This is a genomic window from Wolbachia endosymbiont of Atemnus politus, from assembly GCF_013309895.1.
Map to the genome: position 1 here is coordinate 1 of NZ_JAAXCS010000072.1, position 6987 is coordinate 6987.

5 protein-coding genes and 2 pseudogenes are annotated in these 6987 nt (G+C 36.1%); 3 read left to right on the forward strand and 4 right to left on the reverse strand.

Going from position 1 to position 6987, the window contains the following annotated elements:
• Positions 1–319: 319 nt before the first annotated feature.
• Positions 320–1567, reverse strand: a complete 1248-nt coding sequence (locus HET73_RS05160; protein ID WP_174133257.1) for an IscS subfamily cysteine desulfurase — start codon at positions 1565–1567, stop codon at positions 320–322.
• A 245-nt stretch (positions 1568–1812) separates the two neighbouring features.
• Here HET73_RS05160 and HET73_RS05165 point away from each other — a divergent pair.
• Positions 1813–2629: pseudogene (locus HET73_RS05165) on the forward strand (transposase).
• A gap of 192 nt (positions 2630–2821) precedes the next feature.
• Here HET73_RS05165 and HET73_RS05170 read toward each other — a convergent pair.
• The gene (locus tag HET73_RS05170) at positions 2822–3817 is read right to left on the reverse strand and encodes a ribonucleotide-diphosphate reductase subunit beta (RefSeq protein WP_174133273.1); all 996 of its coding nucleotides are present in this window, start codon (positions 3815–3817) and stop codon (positions 2822–2824) included.
• A 132-nt stretch (positions 3818–3949) separates the two neighbouring features.
• Here HET73_RS05170 and HET73_RS05175 point away from each other — a divergent pair, with 132 nt between their 5' ends.
• Positions 3950–4288 carry an outer membrane protein assembly factor BamE gene (locus HET73_RS05175; protein ID WP_174133272.1) on the forward strand — a complete coding sequence of 113 codons (339 nt, stop codon included), beginning with the start codon at positions 3950–3952 and terminating at the stop codon, positions 4286–4288.
• 439 nt (positions 4289–4727) lie between these two features.
• On the opposite strand, the gene HET73_RS05180 is transcribed toward HET73_RS05175, so the two are convergent.
• Both HET73_RS05180 and HET73_RS05185 read right to left on the reverse strand, forming a co-directional pair.
• On the reverse strand, positions 4728–5996 hold the full coding sequence (locus HET73_RS05180) for a M16 family metallopeptidase (protein ID WP_174134132.1): 1269 nt from the start codon (positions 5994–5996) through the stop codon (positions 4728–4730).
• Between the two features lies 1 nt (position 5997).
• The gene (locus HET73_RS05185) at positions 5998–6606 is read right to left on the reverse strand and encodes a superoxide dismutase (protein ID WP_174133270.1); all 609 of its coding nucleotides are present in this window, start codon (positions 6604–6606) and stop codon (positions 5998–6000) included.
• 156 nt (positions 6607–6762) lie between these two features.
• Between HET73_RS05185 and HET73_RS05190 the strand changes: the two are divergent.
• Positions 6763–6987: pseudogene (locus HET73_RS05190) on the forward strand (hypothetical protein); the annotation flags it as partial.

Sequence of the window (6987 nt, forward strand, 5' to 3'; positions counted from 1 at the left end):
TTTCTAAAAAAGATAAAGAACCGCATGAAATACACTCCTCACTTTCGTTTGTCCAATAATCAACTTTTGGCCATTCTGAATAAAGCTTTTGCTCATTATTTATTTTATCAGTCATATTAATAATCATTACTTATACCTTCTATGCTTATTATAGAATATAGGCAAGTCAACAAAAAAAATACAACTTTCTTTTGCATAACCAATTTATGGTAAGAAATTTTCAAGAAAAACGCAGATGAGCATCGCAGAATACTTGGGAGAAGCGTGATCGATGCAAGAAATGCAACAAGTTCATCTATCTCATTACTCTACTGCTGCTTTAGTGAGAGTCCCATTTCACGGTGTTTAAATCTATTCCTTCTTGTACCATTTCCCAAAGTGGGCTCATCTCTCTTAGCCGCCCAACATTTTTAGCAACAAGATCTGCTGCATATAAAATTTCGTCCTCAGTTGTAAATCGGCCAAGACCAAATCTAATTGATGAGTGCTCAAGATCATGACCGTTATTTAGTGATCGTATGACATAGGAAGGTTCAAGAGACGCAGATGTGCATGCAGAACCAGAACTTACTGCTAAATCCTTGATTGCCATGATGAGAGACTCACCCTCAACATAAGGAAAACTCAAGTTGAGGTTACCAGGAATCCTATTTTCATAGTCACCATTTAAAACAACATCAGGAAATGCTTCCTTTATCCTGCTGTACAAAATATCTCTCAGTCCTTCCAATCTGGTTGCTTCTGTTTCCATTTCTTCTTTAGCAATACGCGCCGCTTCACCAAAACCAACTACAAGGGGAGTTGGAACTGTACCAGAGCGCATACCCCTCTCCTGTCCACCACCACTAATCAATGGCGTTAGTCTAACACGGGGATTCTTTCTACGGACATATAATGCACCTATTCCCATAGGCCCATAAATCTTGTGGCTAGAAAGACTCATAAGATCAATGCTCATTTCACTTACATCTACTGGAACTTTTCCAAAGCTTTGAGCAGCGTCTGTGTGGAAAAATATGTCATGTTTCCTACATATTGCACCAATTTCTTTTACAGGTTGCATTACTCCAATTTCATTATTCGCCATCATCACCGAAACTAGAATTGTTCTATCAGTAATTGCCTCCTCAAGTTTTGACAAATCTATAATTCCGCTTTGCTTAACAGGCAAATATGTAACTTTAAAACCTTTATTTTCCAGATGCCGACAAGAATCCAGAACACACTTATGCTCTGTACAAACAGTTATTATATGATCCCCTTTATTTTTATAAAAGTGAGCAACACCTTTGATCGCCATGTTATTTGACTCAGTTGCACCCGAGGTGAAGATAATTTCTTTGCTATCTGCATTTACTAGATCAGCAATGCGCTTCCTTGCTTTTCCCACCGCTTCTTCAGCAGTCCAACCAAATGAATGGCTACGAGAGTGTGCATTACTAAACTCGCCAAAATAAGGTATCATTACCTCTAAAACGCGAGGATCTACTTTAGTAGTAGATTGGTAATCAAGAAATATTGGTAATTTTACTTTAGTATTATGTGTTTTCTCACTTTTAACGTTCATAAAGTTATCACAGAGACAAGGTTAACAACTATTTAATAACATTAAAACTTAATTTTTTCAAGGTATAATCTTGCTTCAAGTACAAAATCCAACACTAGGATGATGCTCTGGTTCACTCTATAGTGATCATATCTAAATCTATGCCCTTTTTTCCTGCTCACGCACAGGAATGACATTAGACTCCCTGCGAAATAGGAGAAAAAGAGTGAAAAAATAAGAAGAAAAGAGGTTTTAGTAGAGGAAAAATGACAATAAGTTGCAAAAAATTAGCAAAGACACCGTATGTTTTTAGGCAATTAACAGGGTTAACAGTAGCTGAGTTTGGACAATTGGTGGAAAAAGTGAGATCTGAGTGGGAAAAATTGGAGAAACAGAAGAAATGCCATGGAAGAAAGTCGCATGTGCCGATGCTGGAGGACAAGGTTTTATGTACGTTAGTTTATTATAGAACTTATCCATTTTTGGGCTTTTTATTTAACTTGCATAACTCAAATATCTGCAGATTACTGAAGAAAATGGAGCCATTGCTGGCCAAAAAAGTTACCATAACGAAAGATAGAACGATGACCCCTGAAAGGATTTTAAAAATTTTAACCGATGTCACCGAGCAGGCGATACAGAGGCCAAAAGACAATAAAAAGAGAAAAAAAAGCTATTCAGGTAAGAAGAAAGCGACAACAATGAAAACAGAAATTGTAATTGAAGAAAATGGGAAAATTTTGTCGGTGTCAAGGTCACATCGCGGCAAAATTCATGACTTTCGGATAAGAAAGCAGGAGAAATTTTTGCCAAGGAATAGTATAAAATACGCTGATTCTGGGTATCAAGGCTGGCAAAAATTGCAGAGCAATGCCATATAAAAAGTACCGTAAAAAGTCATTGACTCCAGAGCAGAAGGAACATAACAGAAGGTTAGCATCGTTTAGGATGAGAGTAGAAAATAAGATTAGAGAATTGAAGATATTCAAAATTTTGTCGCATACTTATCGTAATTTTCAAAAGAAATATAATATGAGGTTTAACATAATAGCTGGAATTGTAAATTTGAGACACAGCTTTTAATTAATTTTTCGTTTGATCTACTTTACATTCAGGTTATTGCCATATCGCTTCGCAGGGGGTCTAATTTTTCCTCCTATCTACTAATTTATCTCATCATATTCTTTTCCTCATTCCTTTTCAAGACATGCTCTAAGAGTACCAGAAGGGGTGTCATCCCAGCGCGTGACGCTGGGATGACGAGGAAGAGTGAAATTAGCGTTCTTTATTATCATTGCCATTTTCAGCAAAAGCTTCTTCCCATGTGCCTTGAGTTGCTGCACGGCTATATTCTGTTACTCTATTTTCAAAGAAGTTTGTATGTTCAACACCATTTAGTATCTCATCAAGCCACGGAAGAGGGTTATCGTTAATGTCATATATGGATTTAAGACCCAATTGTGTTAACCGTCTGTTTGCAATGTAGCGTATATAATTGCGCACTTCTTCTGCAGACAGCCCTTCAACATCTCCTAAATCAAAGGCAAGCTTTATGAATTCATCCTCAAGCCCAACAATAGTGCGACATGCAGAATATAATTCCTCTTTGAACTCGTCACTCCAAATTTCATTATTCTCTTTAATAAACGTATGAAATAAGGTGATAATTGAATTAGTATGCAAGGTTTCATCCCGTGCTGACCAGGCAATTATTTGCCCCATGCCCTTCATTTTCCCAAAACGTTGAAAATTGAGCAAAATAGCAAACGATGCAAATAACTGCAACCCCTCAGTAAATGCACCAAACACTGCTAGAGTTTTGGCTACGTGTTTTTTGTCGTGTTTTTTGCTTTCCTCAAACTCTAACATATATTCGTACTTTTTTCTCATAGCATCATATTTTAAAAATGCTTGATATTCATTTTCTGGCATACCAATTGTATCTAAAAGATAAGAGTAAGCTGCAATATGTACGGTTTCCATGTTAGAAAAGCTTGCAAGCATCATACATATTTCTGTTGGCTTAAATATATTTGAATAATGTCTCATGTAGCAGTTGTTTACTTCAATGTCCGCTTGAGTGAAGAACCTAAAAATCTGAGTCAGTAAATTTTTTTCCACATTTGAAAGTTTAGTTTTCCAATCCTTCACATCATCAGCAAGCGGAACTTCTTCAGGTATCCAATGTATCCTTTGTTGCTGTAGCCACGCATCATATGCCCAAGGGTAGTTGAAGGGTTTATATATTGGATCTGCTTGCAACAGTGACATAGAACACCTATTATTTCCTGAAGTAAATATTATATTAAACAATATCACAAATCAGTCAATTTAACTTTTGCAAAATTTGACTACGGGTAGTTTATTAGTGTATTATAATTTCACAACAATTTATCAATAAAGATGCGAATATTAATTTCTTTCTTTTTACTGTTTTTAATAAATTGTGCATATACTACTTATGATCATGGAGCTCCGGGCGTTAGTATTGAATTGTGGAGCAAGATAAAAGTAGGTGACGATAAGGAAAAAGTGGTTCACACTTTGGGATCACCAACATTAATATCTAAATTCGATGAAAATGTTTGGTATTATATTTCATATAAAATTAAACAGTCTAATTTCTTAGGGAAAAGAAAGTATAGCAGTAAATCTCTGCAGATTTCATTTGATCAGGATGATAAAGTTGCAGATATGGGAGAAATTGACGTTTCAGAAAGATCTTTAGCTGTTATTAATTGAAAACCACGGCCCATAACTATAGGCCTACAAAAACCCAAGTAGCCCAAAGAAAACGGATTAAATGCTAAAAACTCCTTGACAACCCTCACCAATCTTATTACCATGTCATTCAGGGTATTTCTGACTCAAAACTTGTTTTTGACCTGCAGGATCAACGACAAAAATTTAGTAAAAAACTTAAGGTATTTATTGGCGGATTATATAAATTATTGGGGCTACATGTCTTTTAAATTTTTTCACATGCAGCCAAAATCGCGCTTAAACTAAGCGTCAGCACATTATTACAGCGCCAAGTTACAGTATTATAGGGTCAAAACTCGCATCACGGGGATTCTTTTGCCTTTTTCTTCGTTTGGTAAATTTCTTAATGTTTATCTGGATCTCAATGTCTTGGCACTGGCCTTCCTAGCCTCTTAAACCATAATTTTGGATCTAAGTCCTAACTAAGCATAGAAACCACTTTATCATAGCTTGGCAAAGATTTAATTTCTCCAATTGCAGCTAAAGTGGTTTTCTCGTGCTGAGATAATAGTTCTTCTGCTGCTTTTTTTACGTCAGTAGCGGTAACTGCACTAGTTTTTTCTATTAATTCATTTTTACTGATGTACCTATCGTAGTTGCCATAGTAGTGTCCCAAAGCTTCAGCACGAGAGCCAACGCTTTCACGTGACATTAAAATTTGGGATTTGATTCGCTCTTTTACCCTATTTACTTCTTCTTCCTTTAGGTCATCCGTAGACAATTTTTTCAGTTCTGTCGTTATAGATTTTAAAAGCTTGTCTAGGTTGCCACTATCCGTACCAGCAAAAATGGAAAGCATCCCTGTATCAGTATAGCTAGAATTAAATGAATAGACAGAGTAAGCAAGTCCCTGCTTTTCTCTTACTTCCTGGAATAGACGCGATGACATTCCGCTCCCCAATATAGAATCAAGCACCTTAAATGTGTGATATCTATCGTCATAGCGAGAAACGCTAGGAAAGCCTATTAGCAAATGCACTTGATCTAATTTACGATGCTCCAGATACTCACCACTAGTATAACTTGCACTTTGGCTTTTTTTCATCTCTTTTGAATGGATCTTTGAGAGAAAATCCTTGGTTAACTGAGTAACTTCTTCATGCTCAACATTTCCTGCAACAGCAAATATCGTATTCTCGCCAAAGTAATGCTCATTTATGTAATTATCTAGATCTCCTCGAGCAAAAGATTTTACCGTATCTTGCGTGCCTAAGATCGACCTACCAAATGGTTGATCTTTATAAGCTGCTTCAAAATATTTGTCGAAAATAATATCGCTCGGTGAATCATTGGTTTGAAAGATTTCTTGTATTACAACACCTTTTTCACGCTCCAATTCATCTTCTGGAAACGTGGAATTCATCAATATATCTATTAATATATCAATACCAGTTTTTATATCTTTCTTGAGAACTTTTGCGTAGTAACTTGTGCTTTCTCTGCAGGTGCAGGCGTTGAAAACTCCGCCTATGTCGTCAAAAGCTTTTGCAATTTCAAATGCAGTTCTCGTCTTCGTTCCTTTAAAAGCCATATGCTCTAGAAAGTGGGATATTCCATTTTGATTTGCGCTTTCAGCTCTACTGCCGACACCAACTCGTATACTTAAAGCTACAGAATCAACATCACGCACCTGCTCGGTTATTGTGCGCAGGCCATTATCTAGTTTCGTTACCTGAGGTACATTCATCCTATGTGTTCTTTTTTAAGTTCTCTTCTGCAAAATCCCAATTAATCAAATGATCAAGGAAAACCTTTATATAGTCAATTCTACGATTTTGACAATCTAAATAATAAGCGTGCTCCCAGACATCCATAGTGAGCAATGGCACTTGACCGTGGATTAATGGTAAATCTGCATTTGGAGTCTTGGTGATTTTGAGCTTTCCTTTTTCGAGCACTAACCACACCCATCCACTACCAAATTGGCTTACCCCATGACTCGAAAATTCCTCATAAAATTTATCAAAGCCACCGATATCATCTTGAATTTTTTTTGCCAGAAGACTACCATCTTGAGGCTTACCACCACCATTTTTTTTCATTGAACTCCAATAAAAAGTGTGGTTCCAAACTTGCGCTGCGTTGTTAAACAAAGGAACTTTATCACTGTTACCATGAACTTTTGTTATTAATTCTTCAATCTTCACATGTTTATAATCCGTATTTTCAACTAGTTCATTGAGCTTAGTTAAATACCCCCTATGATGCTTATCATAATGAAAATCCAAAGTCTTTGCAGATATGTAAGGCTCTAAAGCCGTTTTGTCATATGGTAGTTCAGGTAAAGTAAAACTCATATTAACCTCTTTATTTCTGATGGTAGGGCAATATGTGCTCTTGTGCAACATATAATTTGGTTAAAATATTCATAATGTTGCAATTATTCTGAAATAAGTTATAATAGTACAGTAATGTAAATACATTTTTAATTATAGTTTTTTTAGGAGGTTAATATGTCAATATATAATAATTTTAAGCAATATGCTTACAAGGGAACTGTTCCTACTGCAACAGAAAATAACAGTGAAGTTCCACAAAACTGTTTCTATAAGTCTGTTCACTATATCGATAACGTTGTGGGGCCAGTGAAGGATGCAGTTTTTGGTGTTAGGGAAAGTAAAGATGACCTAGGTGGTAGAAAGCACGAAGTTTATGGTATGATAGGGCATGTTGTTCTT